The sequence below is a fragment of the Amycolatopsis sp. NPDC049253 genome (assembly GCF_040678995.1).
In the GTDB taxonomy this organism is placed as follows: Bacteria; Actinomycetota; Actinomycetes; order Mycobacteriales; family Pseudonocardiaceae; genus Amycolatopsis.
Map to the genome: position 1 here is coordinate 153,889 of NZ_JBFAQX010000013.1, position 15,201 is coordinate 169,089.

A 15,201-nucleotide genomic window follows, 5' to 3' on the forward strand; every position below is an offset into this window, starting at 1 on the left:
CCACCCGTCACGCGGCGCAGAGCTTCTCGGTGGTCACGTCCGGCTTCGGCAGGTTCGCCTGCGTGAAGCCGAAGGGTGCGACGATCCTCGTCCACTCCCCGCTGTCGTGCAGCTTCTTCAGTTCTGTGTTGAACGCGTCGACCAGCGTCCTGTCGCCGGTGCGGAAGACGAACCCACCCGCCGAGATCACCGGTTGGCCGTTCTCGACCGGGTCGAACCCCGGGGTCACCTCGGCGGCCGCGCCGGGGTTCTTCTTCAGCACGTCCTTCAGCGAGATGTCGGTGAGCGCCGCGGCGTAGACGCGGCCGTCGACGACGGCGCGCAGCATGTTGTCCTGGGAGTCCAGGGTCTCGATCTGGCTCTCGGGCACGCCGGCGCTGGTGGCGTAGCCCTTCTCCACCGCGGCGGAGAGCACCGCGACCTTCACCTTCTTGGCTGCGATGTCCTCGAACTTCAGCACCTGCTGCGGGTTGCCCGCCGGCACCAGCAACGCGGTCAGCGCCGAGTAGTCAGGGATCGAGAACGCGGCTTGGCCGCAGCGTTTCGCGGTGATGTTCATGCCCGCCGCCACGACGTCGTACTGCTTCGCGTTGAGTGCCGGGATCAGCTGGTCGAAGGAGACCGCGCTCGCCTCGACGGTGTCGATCCCCATGTTCCGGAATACGACTCGCGCAACTTCAGGGGCCTCGCCCGTGACTTTTCCGCTTTGATCGGTGAATCCGTAGGGGGATTCGTTCGCGATTCCGATTTTGATCTTCTTGGCGGACTGAGCCGCCTGCAACGTGTCACCGGACGACGTCGACGTACATGCGGAAAGCAACACCGGGCCACCCAGGACGGCTGCTCCCACCAGTACGGATCCCCGGAAAAACTGCCTTCGCGACCATTCGTCGTGCTTCATCCCAGCACCTCGTTTCGATCACATTTCCGTGCGTCGAACGTAGGTGCCGACCGGGAAGGAGGCACGTCAAGTGCAGCCGATAAGCGTCAGCCGTTACCGTAAATTGACCGGCCGGAACAATGCGTGTTCGAAAGCTTTCAGTCCGTGGCCCGTTTGTCCTGGTTCGCGGGCCGCACGATCGCCACGCCGCGGTCCAGGTCGATCATCCCCAGCGGCGGCGCGCCCTGGGCGTCCTGGTCGAGGGTCATCTCCACGGAGTCGCGGTGCTCGAGCTCGTTGCGCTTGGTTCCGTAGAGGAACGAAGTCACCTCGTCGAGGTACGTCGAGGACAGCCGCCGCTTCAGCCGCGACGGCTTGCGGCCCGGCCGCACCTCCCAGGCGCCCACGATCACCAGCAGCAGCGTCGCGGCCGGCAAGGCGATCGACATGATGATCTGCACGTCTCACCCAACGAACGACCGGCGGGCCGCGTTCCGCTCGATCAGGTCCGCGAGCTGCTGAGCGTCGCGCACCGCGACCAGCTCGGGCAGGAACGGGTGCCACGCGGGCCGCGGCCGGTACTCCTGGTCCTTGACCCACTCCCACCAGGTCGGGCGGAAGTCGATCGTGCCGAGCCCATCGCCGAGGGCGTGGACCCGCGGCGGACGGAGGCCGGCGAGCGCCGCCGAGCGGAACTCCGAGCCCGACCCGCCGTGGGCGACGAACACCAGCCGGCGGTCGGTGACGAAGTAGGTCGTGACGGCGAGCAGCGCGCGGCGTTCCTTCGGGCGTTCGACGGCGAACCCGGCCACGAGCGCGATCACGATGACCCACGGATACAGGGCCACGTCCAGCACGTCGAGCACGGCGATCACGAAGCTCCCGCCCACCACGAGGACCGCGAGCACGACCCACCAGTAGTAGTCGCGAAACCGCCGGTGGTAGCGCTGCGGACGGCCGGACCACAACACGGTCTCGCCCTCTTCGATCGGATACATCGCGCCCTGCCTTTCCGGAATGAGCACGCTGCCCGGTTCGCCCGGGTTGCCCAGCGCGGCGAACTCACCCGAGGACCGAGGAGTGCCCCGCGTTGCGCGAGATGAGCTCGGCGACCTCCTGCGCGTCGCGGATCCCCATCAGCTCGGGCAGCTTCGGGTACCACACGGGCCGCGGCCGGTACCCCTGGTCCTTCAGCCACTGCGCCACGGTCGGCCGGAAGTCGACGATGCCGAGCCCGCCGCCGATGTCACGCACCCGCGGCCGGCGCAGGTACGCCAAGGGGATCCAGCGGAACTCCGCGCCCTGTGGCCAGTACGTGGCGAACACCAGGCGCCGATCGGTCACGACATAGGTGGTCGCCCCCACCCGGCTCGCTCGCTCCCGGTGCCGCGCGATCGCGGAGCCGACGCTGCCCGATACCACCACGGCCATGACCGGGACGCCGTACTCCGGCGCCGCCAAGATGCTCGTCAGGACGACCCCGACGACGATGACCACAAGGACCACCACGAACCAGTGGTAGTCGCGGTAGCGCCAGCAGTACCGCTCCGGGCGGCCTGTCCACAGCACCGTCTCGTCCGGCTCGATCGGATACATCGCGCCTCCCCCCGGTGGTGAGTACGCCGTCCGGTTCGCCGGGGTTGCCCCGCGCGGCGAACTTTCTCCCTTCACCCGACGGCCGAGGCTTGCTCCGCGTTGCGCGAGATGAGTTCGGCGACCTGCTGTGCGTCGCGGATGGCCACCAGTTCCGGATGGATCGGGGCCAGACCCGGGGACCGCCACGGGTCCCGCCGGCGCGTCCACCGCGTCACCGACCGGTCGAAGGCGACGGTGCCGACCCCGTCGCCCAGCTCGTGCACCCGCGGCGACCCGAGCAGGCCGATCGGGACCCAGCGGAAATCGTCGCCGTGCGACCAGCGCAGCACGAGGATCAGCCGCCGGTCGGTCACGGTGTACGAGAGCGCGGCGAACCGCTTGGACCGCGCCGAGCCGGCGTTTGCCGCGAAGCCGATCGCCAGGACGCTCGAGAAGTACCAGCTGATCCACAGTTCGTGGTCCGGGTAGAACGCGACCAGCAGGCCCAAACCCACGACCAGAACCACGGCCGGCGCCCACGGCAGGCAGTCGCGGAAGCGCCGGTGGCGGCGCTGCGGCCCGCCGCGCCACAACACCGTCTGACCGTCGTCGATCGGATTCATCGTGCCCTCCCTCTCCCGGAGATGAGCACGTCGTCCGGTTCGCCGGGGTTGCCCCGCGCGGCGAAGTGCTGTGACCGAAATCCGCAAGACTCCGCCGTGAGCGGCGATTACCGTGGAACAACGTGACTTGGAGTGGGTACGGCAGTTATCTCGTCATCGTGGTCCTCATCGTCCTGGCGCCGGGACCGGACACGATGGTGATGCTGAAGAACGCGCTGTCCGGCGGCGCCCGCGGAGGGCTGCTCGCGACGGCCGGCATCTTCGCCGGCAACGCGTTGCAGGGCACGGCGGCGGCACTCGGGCTCGGGGTGGTCATCGCGCGGTCCCAGCCGGTGTTCATCACGCTCAAGTGGCTCGGCGCGGCGTACCTCGTGTTCCTCGGGTTCCAGGCTCTGCGCGGCGCGTGGCGCGGCAACTACGCCACCGTGGAAGAGACGCAGCGCAAGCGGGCGAGCGGCTTCCGCCGCTGGCGCGAGGGGTTCCTGTCCAACGTGACCAACCCGAAGGTCCTGGTCCTCTACCTGTCGGTGCTGCCGCAGTTCCTCGACCCCGTGCGCACCACGACGTGGGACGCGCTCGTGCTCGCCTACACCGTCGCGGTGCTGGGCACGGTGTGGCTGCTGGTGCTGCTGTTCTTCGTGCACCACGTGCGCGCGTGGCTCAAGCAGCGCAAGGTGCGCCGCGCGCTCGACGGTGTGACCGGCACCGCCCTGGTCGGCTTCGGGGCGGCCCTGGCCTTGGAGTCCTGACCCGGGTTAACGTTCGCCGCATGACGTGGGGTGTGTACGGCGGGTTCCTCGCCATGATGGTGGTGCTCGCCGTGGCGCCCGGGCCCGACAGCATGGTCGTGCTGAAGAACGCACTGTCGGGCGGCGCCCGCGGTGGCGCGTGGGCGTGCGCCGGGATCGCCGTGGCCAACTTCCTGCAGGGCACTCTCGCCGCGCTCGGCCTCGGGGCCGTGATCACGAACTCGCGCCCGATCTTCGAAACCGTGAAGTGGCTCGGTGTCGCCTACCTCTGCTACCTCGGTTTCCAGGCGCTGCGCGGCGCCTGGCGCGGTGACTACCAGTCGCTCGCCGAGGCGAAACGCGCCCGGCAGAGCGCGTTCCGCCGCTGGCGCGAGGGGTTCCTGTCCAACGTGACCAATCCGAAGGTGCTGGTCCTCTACCTCTCGGTGCTGCCGCAGTTCCTGACGCCCGGGGTCACCACCACCGGCGACGCCCTGCTGCTCGCCTACACCGTCGCCGCGGTCGGTGCGGTCTGGCAGATCCTGCTGCTCCTGCTGGTGCACCGCGTGCGCGGCTGGCTCGAGCGCCGCCGCGTGCGCCGCACCCTCGACGGCGTGACCGGCACGGTCCTGATCGGCTTCGGCGTGGGCCTGGCTGTCGAGGCCTAGAGCGTCTCGTCGAGCCAGTCGAAGACGCGGGCCGTGGCGAGCCGCTGCGCGCCGACGTGGCAGTGGGCGTCCGCTCCCTCCTCGGCGGTGAACGAGAGCAGCGTCTTCGGCCCGGTGAGCCGTTCGTAGAGCCGGCGGGGTTCGGGCTGGGTTTCACCGTCGCCGTTGAAGAACAGGTCGTCGGCGGCCTCGCAGACGAGCGTCGGGCACTTGATGCGCTCGGCGACGCCGCCGTCGAGCGTGTAGGTCAGGTACTTCGCGAGGAACTCGCGGTCGGTCGCCGCGCCCATCACGTACCGGCCGTGGTCGGTGGCCCAGCGCAGCGTGGGGCTCGCGGCGCGCCCGGCGGCCAGCAGCTTGTCGAGCTCCTCGTCCTGCGGCGCGTTGGCGCGGCGCTCGATCTCCGCACGGTCCCAGGGCAGGAACGCCGTGACCGCCGAGCCGGCGTCGAACACGCCGTCCACGGCGACGACCGCCTTGACGCGCTCGTCGAACGCCGCGGCGCGCGGCGCGAGCATGCCGCCGAGGCTGAGGCCGAGCAGCGCGACCTTGTCCGGGTCGACGCCCGGGTCGGCGAGCACGAAGTCGAGCACCGGGCCCACCACGTGCTCCCAGTCGGGCCGGAAGGCGAGCCCGTCGCGGTGGATCGCGCTCGGCTGGCCGGGGCCGTCGAACGCCAGCACGTGGTAGCCGCGCTCCTGTCCCCCGGCGGCGCCGAAGAAGTGCACCTCCTCCGCACTGCCGTCAAAACCGTTGTGCGCCACCAGAATCGGGCGAGGTCCGGTGCCGGGCGCGCGGTAGAAGTAGCCGCGCAGCACGTGCCCCTCATACGGGATCTCGACGCGCTCGACACCCGCGAACCCCTCGATCGCGCGGTGGAAGCAGTCGACACTGCGGTCGTAGGCGTAGGCGATGCGCGGGTCGGCGGGGAGCCCGTGCAGGAAGAACTCGGCCGAGCGGTAGTAGGTGGACGCACGCAGGTAGGCGTCGCGGGCGCTGATCGGATGCGCGGCGGCAACCCGGTCCGCCTCGGCCGCCAGGCGCTCGGCCGCGGCGAGCCATTCGTCGTGCCAGCTGTCGTAGTCGCCGGGCTTGATGCGCGAAGCGGTGGCGACGACCTCGCCGAAGTCCGATCCGCCGTAACTCGCGTGGCCGAACACGCGGAGCGTCTCGAACCAGAACTGGGGGTCGTCCTCGAACAGCAGCTGCTTCATCGGGCCCTCCTTGACATAGGACGATACGGTACCGTCCCGTCGCGAAGTTACACGGAACGGTACCGTCTCGTCCACCCGCTAGGATGCGATCATGACACCTCGCCGCACGCCCACCGGGGCGGCTGTGCTGCAGCCCGACGTCACGCAGGCCATCACCGAAGCGGTGCTCGACGAGCTCGCCGAAGTCGGTTACGGCCGGCTGTCGATGGAGGCCGTGGCCAAGCGCGCGGGCGTCGGCAAGAGCGCGCTGTACCGCCGCTGGCGCTCGAAGCACGAGATGATCTCGGCGGTGGTTTCGGAGTTCAGCGTGAGCCGCGCGCCGGAACCCGACACGGGCACGCTGCGCGGTGACCTGCGCGAATCGGTGCAGGCGGTGTACGACTGGCTCACGCACCAGCGGTTCGCCCGGATCCTGCCGGACCTCATCGCGCAGGGCGCCCGCGACCCGGAGCCGGCTGAGGACCTGCGCAGCAGCATCGGCGGCCCCCGCCGCGACCTCGCCCGCCCGCTGTTCGAGCGCGCCGTCGAGCGCGGCGAGCTACCGGCCGACACGGACGTGGAGCTGGGGCTCGACCTGCTGGCGGCGCCGATCTACTGGCGCCTGGTGGTGCGCCGGGAGCCCCCGGGCCCTGATTTTCTGGACCGGGTCGTCGAGCACGTGCTCCGCGCGCTCGACGCCCGCCCCGTGGACTGACTATGCGCGCTCGGGCTCGCCTGCCACGCGCTCGATGCGCGCGCCGAGGCGGTTGAGGTTCTCGACGAAATGCGGGTAACCGCGATCGATGTGGAACACGTCCCAGACCTCGGTGACGCCCTCCGCGCACAGGCCGGCGAGCACGAGGCCCGCGCCGGCGCGGATGTCGGAGGCCCAGACCGGCGCGCTGGAGAGCTGCTCGACCCCGCGGACCACGGCGTGGTGGCCGTCGGTGCGGGCGTCTCCGGAAAGCCGGATCATCTCTTCGATGAAGCGGAACCGCGCCTCGTAGACGTTCTCCGTGATCATCGACGTGCCCTCGGACACGGCCGAAAGCGCGACGGCGAACGGCTGCAGGTCCGTGGCGAAGCCGGGGTAGGGCAGCGTCACCCAGTCGACCGCCTTCGGCCGCTCCGGCTGCACGACGCGGAAGCCCTTCTCGTCGAACGTGGTCACGTCCGCGCCTGCGAGCCGCAGCTTGTCCAGCACCAGGTCGAGGTGGTGCGGGTTGACACCGCGCACGGTCAGGTCGCCCCGCGTCATCGCCGCGGCGAAGGCCCAGGTGGCACCGACGATCCGGTCGCCGATCACGCGGTGCTCGGTCGGGCGCAGCTGCTCGACGCCGTGCACGGTCAGCGTCGACGTGCCGGCCCCCTCGATCTTCGCGCCCATCTCGACGAGCATCGTGCAGATGTCGGCGATCTCGGGCTCGCGCGCCGCGTTGTCGATCACGGTCGTGCCCTCGGCCAGCACCGCGGCCATCAGGATGTTCTCGGTGGCACCGACGCTCGGGAAGTCGAGCCAGATCTGGGCGCCGACGAGGGATTCGGCGTTGGCCACCACGCAGCCGTGTTCGATCGTGCTCGTGGCGCCGAGCTTGCGCAGGCCGTTCTGGTGCATGTCCAGCGGCCGCGAGCCGATCGCGTCACCGCCGGGCAGCGCGACCACGGCCTTCTTGAGCCGCCCGACCAGCGGCCCGAGCACGCAGACGGACGCGCGCAGCTTGCCCATCGCCGCCGAGTCCGCGCGGTGCGACAGCTCGGCGGGCGTCGTGATGCGCGCCGTGTCGCCGTCGATCTCGACCTCGCAGCCGACGCTGCGCAGGACGTCGCCCATCAGGGGCACGTCGAGGATCTGCGGGCAGTTCGTGATGGTGGTGGTGCCCTCGGCCAGCAGGGCCGCGGCCATCAGCTTCAGCACGCTGTTCTTGGCTCCGACCACGTCGACCTCGCCGACCAGCCGTGCCCCGCCGTGCACGTCGAAGTGCTCGCTCATGGCCGCCAATCATGCCCTCTCGCCCAGTTTCGGCACACGCGGGGCCGGTAGAGTCGGGCGCATGGTCGTTCGCATCAACCGCGTCTACACGAAGGTCGGCGACAGCGGCACCACGGCGCTCGGCGACGGCTCGCGGATCCCCAAAACCTCACCCCGCCTGGGCGCTTACGCCGACACCGACGAGGCCAACTCCGTCATCGGGCTGGCCATTGCGATGGGTTCCCTGAGCGACGAGATCGCCACCGTGCTGAGGCGCGTGCAGAACGACCTGTTCGACGTCGGCGCTGACCTGTGCCTGCCGATCCAGGAAAACCCCCCGTACGAGCCACTGCGCATCACCGAGGCCTACCTCGAGCGCGTGGAGGGCTGGTGCGACGAGTTCAACGAGCGGCTGCCGAAGCTCACGTCGTTCATCCTGCCGGGCGGCACGCCTGGCGCGGCCTACCTGCACCAGGCGCGCACCGTCACGCGGCGCGCGGAGCGGTCGGCGTGGGCGCTCGTGGAGGCGGAGCCGGACACGACCAACCCGATCGCCGTGAAGTACCTCAACCGGCTGTCCGACCTGCTGTTCATCCTCGGCCGGCTGGCCAACCCGGACGGCGACGTGCTGTGGAAGCCGGGCGGCTGAGCTGCGTCAGCGCATCTCCCGGGCGGTCCAGTACCGCTCGTAGTCGACGTCCCACGTCGAATCGGCCCCGGGCTCGACGTCCTGGGCCGTGGTCATGTCCTCGAGCCGCACGTGCTCGGGCAGCTTCGCCCAGCGACGCTTGCGGTCGGCCTGTTCCTCGGGCTCCATCGGCCCAGAATAACCGCTGCTCAGGACGCGTGCGGCAGCATTCGTCCCGGCGGAGCCGACTCCAGCCAGGACAGGAACCCGGTGAGCGCACCGGGCCCCATCGCGATCTCGATCGCTTCCTGCGTGGGCGACTCACACCGCAGGACAGTGGATCCTTCCGGCACCGCGTACGCCTCCGTGCCGGACGGGTCCCGCCGGTCGGCGATCTGCATGCTCTCGCGCTGGAACACGCGGTCCGGGCCGCTGCGGAGGCTCCAGACGCGGTACCAGACGAACTCGTCGCCTTCGTAGCGCCCGAGCCCGAGGTGCCAGCTGGCGCGCGGGTTGTCCGGACGCCACCGCAGCGCGACGCTCACGCCACCGCCGCGGCGCATCCGGATCCACCGCTGGCCGTACCAGGCCGCCAGCACGGCGAGCACGATCAGGAGCCCCAGCACCACGATGGCGATCTTCACGGCCCGGCTCCTGCTCGTCGCTCGATCAGACTGACTGACCGGCCGCGCGGAGCTGAGCCGTTGCCCTGGTGCGCTCCGCCTCGTCGTCCGCGGTCAGGGCCGCCTTGGCCGCGTCGATGTCGATCTCGTCGGAAAGCTCGGCGCTCTCGGCGAGCACGCTCACCCCGGTGGCGGTCACCGACAGGAAACCACCGTGCACGGCGGCCGTGAGGATCTCGCCGTCGACCGTGGTCACCTTCACCACGCCACCCTCGACGAGCTGGCCCAGCACCGGCTCGTGGCCGGGCATGATGCCGATCTCGCCCTCGGTGGTCTGCGCCACCACGAAGGTGGCGGTACCCGACCAGAGCCGGCGCTCAACGGCCACCAGCTCCACGGACATCTCAGCCACGTAGCACTCCTTCGCTCGGGGTGTCACCACCGAGTGTAATAGGTCCGGCTTCGGTTACGAGAACGGCGGGGGCGGGTGTCCATAATGGACACTGCCCCCGCCGCGCTCGGACTGCGTCTTCTAACGAATCACTTCTTGGTGATTTCCTTGTACTTCTTCTCGAGGTCCTCGAGGCCACCGATACCCAGGAACGCCTGCTCCGGGTAGTGGTCGAAGTCGCCCTTCGAGATGCGGTCGAACGACTCAATCGTCTCCGCCAGCGGCACGGTCGAGCCCGGGATCTGCGTGAACGCCTCGGCGACCAGCATGTTCTGCGACAGGAACCGCTCGATGCGGCGCGCGCGCTGAACGGTGAGCTTGTCCTCTTCCGAGAGCTCGTCCATCCCGAGGATCGCGATGATGTCCTGCAGTTCCTTGTACTTCTGCAGGATCCGGATGACCTCGGAGGCCACGCGGTAGTGGTCCTCACCGACGATGGCCGGGTCGAGGATCGTCGACGTCGACGCCAGCGGGTCCACCGCCGGGAAGATGCCCTTCTGGAACACCGACCGCGAAAGCTCGGTGGTGGCGTCCAGGTGGGCGAACGTCGTCGCCGGGGCCGGGTCGGTGTAGTCGTCCGCCGGCACGTAGATCGCCTGCATCGAGGTGATCGAACGACCACGCGTCGAGGTGATCCGCTCCTGCAGCTGACCCATCTCGTCGGCCAGCGTCGGCTGGTAACCCACGGCCGAAGGCATGCGGCCCAGCAGGGTCGAGACCTCGGAACCGGCCTGGGTGAACCGGAAGATGTTGTCGATGAAGAGCAGCACGTCCTGGTTCTGCACGTCGCGGAAGTACTCCGCCATCGTCAGCGCGGACAGGGCGACGCGCATACGCGTGCCCGGCGGCTCGTCCATCTGACCGAACACGAGGGCGGTGTCGTTGATGACGCCGTCCTCGGACATCTCCAGGAAGAGGTCGTTGCCCTCACGGGTGCGCTCGCCGACACCGGCGAACACCGAGGTACCACCGAAGTTCCGGGCGACGCGGGTGATCATCTCCTTGATGAGCACCGTCTTACCCACACCGGCACCGCCGAACAGGCCGATCTTGCCACCCTGCACGTACGGGGTCAGCAGGTCGACGACCTTGAGGCCGGTCTCCAGCATCTCCGTCTTGCCCTCGAGCTGGTCGAAGGCCGGCGGGTTGCGGTGGATGCCCCAGCGCTCGAGGTCCTCGCCGTAGCCGGGCTCGTCGAGGCACTCGCCGAGGGCGTTGTAGACGTGGCCCTTGACCTTGTCGCCCACCGGCACCGTGATGGGGCCGCCGGTGTTCGTGACCTCGGCACCGCGGACGAGGCCGTCCTGCGGCTGCAGCGAAATCGTGCGGACGAGGTTGTCACCGAGGTGGCTGGCGACCTCGAGGGTCACGGTCTTGCGCAGCTGCTCGAACTCGATGTCGACCTTGAGCGCGTTGTACTGGTCGGGAACGGAACCGCGCGGGAACTCGACGTCGACGACCGGCCCGGTCACCGAGACGATGCGCCCCTTGGCGCGCGGGGCTTCAGTACTGGTCATCAGTCATCACTTCCTGCTGCGGTGAGCGCGTTCGCGCCACCGACGATTTCGGAGATCTCCTGGGTGATCTGCGCCTGGCGGGCCTGGTTCGCCTCCCGCGTCAGCGTGTTCACCAGGTCGTTCGCATTGTCCGACGCGGCCTTCATCGCCGTGCGGCGGGCTGCCAGTTCCGACGCCGCCGACTCCAGCAGCGCCGAGTACAGGCGCGTGTTGATGTACTTCGGCAGCAGCGCGCCCAGCAGCTTTTCGGCGCTCGGCTCGAACTCGTAGCTGGGGAGCAGCTCGCCCGCGGGCTTCTGCTCCTCACCCTCGGTGTACTCGACCTCGAGCGGGGCGACCCGCTTGGCGATCGGGCGCTGCGTCAGCATCGAGACGAACTCGGTGTAGACGACGTGGATCTCGTCGACCCCGGCGAGCGCGCCGGGCGCGCCCGCGTCGGTGCCGGACAGGAACGACTCCACCAGCGTCTCCGCCGCCGCGACCGCGTCGGTGTACGACGGCTGGTCGGAGAAGCCCGTCCAGCTGTCGACGACCTCGCGGCCCCGGAACCGGTAGTAGTTCAGGCCCTTGTTGCCGGTGACGTAGACCTCGGGCTCCTTGCCCTCCTCACGGAGCAGGGCGAGGAGTTCCTCGGTCGCCTTCAGCACGTTGGTGTTGTACCCACCGCACTGGCCCTTGTCGCTGGTGACGACGAGGACCGCGGCTCGCTTCGGGTTGGGGCGCTCGACCAGGAGCGGGTGGTCGAGGTTCGCCGCCGCACCGGCCAGCGCCGAGAGCACCTTGGTGATCTCGTCCGCGTACGGCCGGGAAGCGGCGACCTTCGCGCGCGCCTTCGTGATGCGCGCGGTGGCGATGAGCTCCATCGCCTTCGTGATCTTGCCGATCGACTTGGTCGCCTTGATGCGCGACCGAAGTTCCCGGAGTTGTGCGGCCATGAGCTATCAGCTCACTTCTTCGGGGCGGGCTTGTTGACCTTGACGGTCTCCTGCCCGACCTTGTCGGCGTCCATCGCGTCGGCGTTCGACTCCAGGGGCTTGCCCTCGGAGGTGGTGAACTCCTTCTTGAACTCGTTCACCGCGGCCACGAGCGCGTCACGGGTGTCGTCCTCGAACTTGCCGCTGTCGCGGATCGCACCGAGGACCTCGGCGTGCTTGCGCCGGGCCGAGTCCAGGAACTCCTGGTTGAAGCGGCGCACGTCCTCGGTCGGGACCGAGTCGTAGTGGCCGTTGGTGCCCAGCCACACCGTGCAGACCTGCTCCTCGACCGGGATCGGCGAGTACTGCGGCTGCTTGAGTACCTCGTACAGGCGCGCACCACGCTCGAGCTGCGCCTTCGACGCGTCGTCGAGGTCCGAGGCGAAGGCGGCGAACGCCTCCAGCTCGCGGTACTGCGACAAGTCGATGCGGAGCGAGCCGGAGACCGACTTCATCGCCTTGACCTGCGCGGCACCACCCACGCGGGACACCGAGATGCCCACGTCGATGGCCGGGCGCTGACCGGCGTTGAACAGGTCCGACTGGAAGAAGCACTGGCCGTCGGTGATCGAGATGACGTTCGTCGGGATGTAGGCCGACACGTCGTTGGCCTTCGTCTCGATGATCGGCAGGCCGGTCAGCGAGCCGGCACCCAGCTCGTCCGACAGCTTGGCGCACCGCTCGAGGAGACGGGAGTGCAAGTAGAAGACGTCGCCGGGGAACGCTTCGCGGCCCGGCGGGCGGCGCAGCAGCAGCGAGATCGCGCGGTAGGCGTCGGCCTGCTTGGTCAGGTCGTCGAACACGATCAGGACGTGCTTGCCCTCGTACATCCAGTGCTGGCCGATGGCCGAGCCGGTGTAGGGGGCGATCCACTTGAAGCCGGCCGAGTCGGAGGCCGGGGCGGCGACGATGGTCGTGTACTCCATCGCGCCCGCGTCCTCGAGCGACTTCTTGACCGACGCGATCGTGGAGCCCTTCTGGCCGATCGCGACGTAGATGCAGCGGACCTGCTGCTTCGGGTCGCCGGTCTCCCAGTTGGCCTTCTGGTTGATGATCGTGTCCACGGCGACGGCGGTCTTGCCCGTCTTGCGGTCACCGATGATCAGCTGGCGCTGGCCACGGCCGATCGGCGTCATCGCGTCGATGGCGGTGATGCCGGTCTGCAGCGGCTCGGACACCGGCTGGCGCTCGACCACCGAGGCGGCCTTGAGCTCCAGCGGACGCCGGGTCGTGGTCTCGATCTCGCCGAGGCCGTCGATGGGCGCGCCCAGCGGGTCGACGACCCGGCCGAGGTAGCCGTCGCCGACCGGCACGGACAGGACCTGGCCGGTCCGCTTGACCTGCTGGCCCTCTTCGATCGTCTCGAAGTCGCCGAGGATGGCCGCACCGATCGAACGGGCGTCCAGGTTCAGCGCCACACCGAGGACGCCGCCCGGGAACTCGAGCAGCTCGTTGGCCATGGCCGAGGGGAGGCCCTCGACGTGGGCGATACCGTCACCGGCGTCGGCGACCACGCCGACCTCTTCCCGGTTCACATCCGGGGCGTAACTCGAGACGTAGTTCTCGATCGCACTGCGGATCTCGTCCGAGGAGATCGTCAGCTCCGCCATTTCGTTCCCGCTCTCGCTTCTGTTCTGTCCAGTGTGCAAAGTCTGTGGTGCCGGGCGCACCCGTCAGGCGCGGCTCAGCCTGCGGCGCACCGCCGCCAGCTGGCCGGCCGTGCTGCCGTCGATGACCTCGTCGCCGACGCGGACGACGAGCCCGCCGCCCAGCCGGGGGTCCACCTCGACGTGCAGCGCGAGGGTCCGCCCGTAGATCCCGTTGAGCTTCGACCCGAGCTGGGCCTGCTGCTCGTCGGTGAGGGCGTTGGCGCTGGTCACGTACGCGACCGAACGCTCACGCCGTTCCGCGGCCAGCGCAACCAGCTTGTCGAGCCCGTTGCCGACCCCGCGCCCCTTGGCGCGGCGCACGACCTGCTCGACGAGGGTCTCGGTGACCACGTCGACCTTGTCCGCGAACAGCCCGCGGACCAGGGTCCGCTTGGCGTCGGCGGGAGCGGCCAGGTCGGACAGCGCGGCCTCGAGCTCCGAGGAGCCCGAGACGATCCGCGCGACCTGGAACAGCTGTGACTCGACGGTCTCGACGTTCCCGGTCTTCTCGGCGGAGGTGAGCAGCGCCGAGCGGCCGAGGGACTCGATCCCGTCCACCAGCTCGCGAGGGCTTGACCAGCGGCTGCCCGCCACGGTGTCGAGAACCTTCAGGGCCGGCTCGCTCAGCTTGCCGTCGAACAGGCGGCGGACGAGGCCCTGGCGGCTCTCCGGGCTGGCCGAAGCGTCGCTGACCGCACGGCGCAGGCCGATTTCGCGGTCCAGGAGGTCGACGACCGAGAGCAGCTCGTCCCCGACCGTCGCGGGGTCGGCACCCGCGTCGGCCAGAACCTCGCCGAGACGGGTCTCGGCGAGGTCGAGCGCTTCACGGCTCGCAGCATGCAGCGTCATCTCTGGTCTACTTCCCCGCTCCGTTGGTGGCGGTCTCCAGCTCCGAGAGGAACCGGTCGACGGTGCCGCGGCGGCGCACCTCGTCCTCGAGCGACTCGCCGACGATGCGGCTCGCCAGCTCCACCGCGTTGCGGCCCATGTCGGCCCGCAGCTCGGCGATGATCTGCGCCTTCTGGGCCTGCAGCTGGGCCTGCCCCTGCGCGACGATCCGCTGGGACTCGGACTCGGCCTCGGCCCGCAGCTCCGCCTTGATCTGCTCGGCTTCGAGCCGGGCGTCGTCGCGGATCTTCGCGGCCTCGGACCGGGCCTCGGTCAGCTGCGCCTTGTACTCGGCCAGCGCTTCTTCGGCTTCGGCCTGGGCCTTCTCGGCCTTCTCGATGCCGCCTTCGATCTTCTGCGCCCGCTCCTCGTACGCAGTCTCGAAACGCGGGACGACGTACTTCCAGAGGATGAACAGCAGGATCAGGAAGGCGATGATGCCGATGATCAGTTCCGAAATATCCGGAATGATCGGGTTGACGTGCTCCGTTTCGGCCGCCAACACCAATGCTGTCTTCAGCACAACGTCTCCTTAGATGGCGAGAGTGGGATGACTCAGGCCGCAGAAGCGATGAAGTAGATGACGATGCCGATCAGCGCCAGAACCTCGGTGAGCACGAAGGTGGAGAAGCCGATGCCCTGGAGCTTGCCCTGGGCCTCCGGCTGACGAGCGGTGCCGTTGATGACGGCGGCGAAGATCAGACCCACACCGATGCCGGGGCCGATCGCGCCCAGGCCGTAGCCGATGGCGGCGAGGCCGGCGTTGATGTTGGCGGGCGCGGCGGCCTGGGCAAGAACGATGCTGCTCACGTGCATTTCCCTTCACTTCGGTCCG

At 69.3% G+C, this 15,201-nt stretch carries 20 protein-coding genes; 4 read left to right on the forward strand and 16 right to left on the reverse strand.

Going from position 1 to position 15,201, the window contains the following annotated elements; genetic code table 11:
* Positions 1-7: 7 nt before the first annotated feature.
* The 5 genes from ehuB to AB0K15_RS27695 form a co-directional block, all read right to left on the reverse strand.
* A complete protein-coding gene (gene ehuB / locus AB0K15_RS27675) occupies positions 8-901 on the reverse strand; it encodes an ectoine/hydroxyectoine ABC transporter substrate-binding protein EhuB (protein WP_364056405.1) in 894 nt (297 codons plus the stop codon).
* Positions 902-1,038: 137 nt separating this feature from the next.
* A complete protein-coding gene (locus AB0K15_RS27680) occupies positions 1,039-1,341 on the reverse strand; it encodes a DUF6191 domain-containing protein (protein ID WP_364056408.1) in 303 nt (100 codons plus the stop codon).
* A gap of 3 nt (positions 1,342-1,344) precedes the next feature.
* The gene (locus AB0K15_RS27685; protein ID WP_364056411.1) at positions 1,345-1,878 is read right to left on the reverse strand and encodes a hypothetical protein; all 534 of its coding nucleotides are present in this window, start codon (positions 1,876-1,878) and stop codon (positions 1,345-1,347) included.
* Positions 1,879-1,942: 64 nt separating this feature from the next.
* Positions 1,943-2,476: a hypothetical protein gene (locus AB0K15_RS27690; protein ID WP_364056414.1), complete on the reverse strand. Its 534-nt coding sequence runs from the start codon at positions 2,474-2,476 to the stop codon at positions 1,943-1,945.
* Positions 2,477-2,547: 71 nt separating this feature from the next.
* Positions 2,548-3,078 (reverse strand): hypothetical protein, encoded by a 531-nt coding sequence (locus AB0K15_RS27695; protein ID WP_364056417.1) that lies wholly within the window; start codon positions 3,076-3,078, stop codon positions 2,548-2,550.
* A gap of 122 nt (positions 3,079-3,200) precedes the next feature.
* Here AB0K15_RS27695 and AB0K15_RS27700 point away from each other — a divergent pair, with 122 nt between their 5' ends.
* Both AB0K15_RS27700 and AB0K15_RS27705 read left to right on the forward strand, forming a co-directional pair.
* Positions 3,201-3,827, forward strand: a complete 627-nt coding sequence (locus AB0K15_RS27700; protein ID WP_364056420.1) for a LysE family translocator — start codon at positions 3,201-3,203, stop codon at positions 3,825-3,827.
* 20 nt (positions 3,828-3,847) lie between these two features.
* Positions 3,848-4,474, forward strand: coding sequence for a LysE family translocator (locus AB0K15_RS27705; protein WP_364056423.1), 627 nt, complete (start codon positions 3,848-3,850; stop codon positions 4,472-4,474).
* Here the strand turns inward: AB0K15_RS27705 and AB0K15_RS27710 are convergent.
* The gene (locus AB0K15_RS27710) at positions 4,471-5,688 is read right to left on the reverse strand and encodes an alpha/beta fold hydrolase (RefSeq protein WP_364056426.1); all 1,218 of its coding nucleotides are present in this window, start codon (positions 5,686-5,688) and stop codon (positions 4,471-4,473) included. The genes AB0K15_RS27705 and AB0K15_RS27710 overlap by 4 nt on opposite strands.
* A gap of 91 nt (positions 5,689-5,779) precedes the next feature.
* Between AB0K15_RS27710 and AB0K15_RS27715 the strand changes: the two genes are divergently transcribed.
* Positions 5,780-6,382, forward strand: a complete 603-nt coding sequence (locus AB0K15_RS27715; RefSeq protein ID WP_364056429.1) for a TetR/AcrR family transcriptional regulator — start codon at positions 5,780-5,782, stop codon at positions 6,380-6,382.
* Here AB0K15_RS27715 and murA read toward each other — a convergent pair whose 3' ends face one another.
* Positions 6,383-7,657, reverse strand: coding sequence for a UDP-N-acetylglucosamine 1-carboxyvinyltransferase (murA, locus tag AB0K15_RS27720; protein ID WP_326565740.1), 1,275 nt, complete (start codon positions 7,655-7,657; stop codon positions 6,383-6,385).
* Between the two features lie 61 nt (positions 7,658-7,718).
* Here murA and AB0K15_RS27725 point away from each other — a divergent pair, with 61 nt between their 5' ends.
* Positions 7,719-8,285 (forward strand): cob(I)yrinic acid a,c-diamide adenosyltransferase, encoded by a 567-nt coding sequence (locus tag AB0K15_RS27725; RefSeq protein WP_360594672.1) that lies wholly within the window; start codon positions 7,719-7,721, stop codon positions 8,283-8,285.
* Between the two features lie 6 nt (positions 8,286-8,291).
* On the opposite strand, the gene AB0K15_RS27730 is transcribed toward AB0K15_RS27725, so the two are convergent.
* The 9 genes from AB0K15_RS27730 to AB0K15_RS27770 form a co-directional block, all read right to left on the reverse strand.
* Positions 8,292-8,453, reverse strand: a complete 162-nt coding sequence (locus AB0K15_RS27730) for a hypothetical protein (protein WP_285972848.1) — start codon at positions 8,451-8,453, stop codon at positions 8,292-8,294.
* 20 nt (positions 8,454-8,473) lie between these two features.
* Positions 8,474-8,908, reverse strand: a complete 435-nt coding sequence (locus tag AB0K15_RS27735) for a DUF2550 domain-containing protein (protein WP_220243810.1) — start codon at positions 8,906-8,908, stop codon at positions 8,474-8,476.
* Positions 8,909-8,933: 25 nt separating this feature from the next.
* Positions 8,934-9,299, reverse strand: a complete 366-nt coding sequence (locus tag AB0K15_RS27740; RefSeq protein ID WP_364056435.1) for a F0F1 ATP synthase subunit epsilon — start codon at positions 9,297-9,299, stop codon at positions 8,934-8,936.
* Between the two features lie 128 nt (positions 9,300-9,427).
* Positions 9,428-10,855: a F0F1 ATP synthase subunit beta gene (atpD, locus tag AB0K15_RS27745; RefSeq protein WP_364056438.1), complete on the reverse strand. Its 1,428-nt coding sequence runs from the start codon at positions 10,853-10,855 to the stop codon at positions 9,428-9,430.
* Entirely contained in the window at positions 10,855-11,790 is a 936-nt protein-coding gene (locus AB0K15_RS27750) for a F0F1 ATP synthase subunit gamma (RefSeq protein WP_364056441.1), read from the reverse strand. The genes atpD and AB0K15_RS27750 overlap by 1 nt, the downstream gene beginning before the upstream one ends.
* Before the next feature lie 11 nt (positions 11,791-11,801).
* Entirely contained in the window at positions 11,802-13,439 is a 1,638-nt protein-coding gene (atpA, locus tag AB0K15_RS27755) for a F0F1 ATP synthase subunit alpha (protein ID WP_364056444.1), read from the reverse strand.
* Positions 13,440-13,502: 63 nt separating this feature from the next.
* Entirely contained in the window at positions 13,503-14,327 is an 825-nt protein-coding gene (locus AB0K15_RS27760; RefSeq protein ID WP_364056447.1) for a F0F1 ATP synthase subunit delta, read from the reverse strand.
* Between the two features lie 7 nt (positions 14,328-14,334).
* Positions 14,335-14,889 (reverse strand): F0F1 ATP synthase subunit B, encoded by a 555-nt coding sequence (locus tag AB0K15_RS27765; RefSeq protein ID WP_364056450.1) that lies wholly within the window; start codon positions 14,887-14,889, stop codon positions 14,335-14,337.
* Between the two features lie 32 nt (positions 14,890-14,921).
* Positions 14,922-15,176: an ATP F0F1 synthase subunit C gene (locus AB0K15_RS27770; RefSeq protein ID WP_364056453.1), complete on the reverse strand. Its 255-nt coding sequence runs from the start codon at positions 15,174-15,176 to the stop codon at positions 14,922-14,924.
* Between the last annotated feature and the right edge of the window lie 25 nt (positions 15,177-15,201).